The organism is Vibrio sp. 1069 (assembly GCF_033340555.1).
Genome location: NZ_JAWOWP010001047.1, coordinates 1 through 501, shown reverse-complemented (window position 1 = coordinate 501; position 501 = coordinate 1). Strand labels below are relative to the sequence as shown.

1 protein-coding gene and 1 pseudogene are annotated in these 501 nt (G+C 50.9%); both read left to right on the top strand.

What is annotated here, in order from left to right; all coding sequences use genetic code 11:
- Nucleotides 1-204 (top strand): annotated as a pseudogene (locus R7040_RS30525) (hypothetical protein); the annotation flags it as partial.
- Nucleotides 149-499 (top strand): hypothetical protein, encoded by a 351-nt coding sequence (locus tag R7040_RS30520; RefSeq protein ID WP_072828774.1) that lies wholly within the window; start codon nucleotides 149-151, stop codon nucleotides 497-499. The pseudogene R7040_RS30525 and the gene R7040_RS30520, both read left to right, overlap by 56 nt.
- Nucleotides 500-501: the final 2 nt, after the last annotated feature.

The window sequence follows — 501 nt, the reverse complement described above, 5'->3', positions numbered from 1 at the left end:
TACCACTTTACCGCTCAACTACTGCTAAGTGTTGGCGTGTTTATTGTGTCGTTAGGTCTAGCGCTAGTTGGGTTGGCGTGGTGGCAGAAGCGGCTGACGCACTTCCTTGGTTTCAAAAATACAACCGACCAATTGCAGGAGGGCTGGCATGCGTTCTCTAACCAAACTCGACCGAGCCATGCAGATAAAACGCATCGAGGGTAAAGCGGCTTTGGAGCAATGCTTGCTGGATAAGCAAACCCTCAAATTTACCTCGAACCGATTCGTGCAAGAAAACCCGTGGACAGCGCTTGGGTTGAGTGCTTTTGCCGCGATTGCTGTTGCGAAAGCTGGGCGACTGTCTCGCGTCACGTCATCTCTCTCCTCCATCAGTTTGCTGCTCAATGGTGCGATGGATTTGAGTGGTCAGCTAGCCAAATCTTCTTCATCGTCTGCTGCATCCTCAAAAGAAGCAGGTGAAGAAGCGGCTCAACCATCCGATTTACCACCTCATCAGTAGAG

Coding starts and splice junctions, on each gene's coding strand:
- R7040_RS30520 (WP_072828774.1), top strand. CDS start 149: ATGCGTTCTCTAACCAAACTCGACCGAGCCATGCAGATAAAACGCATC.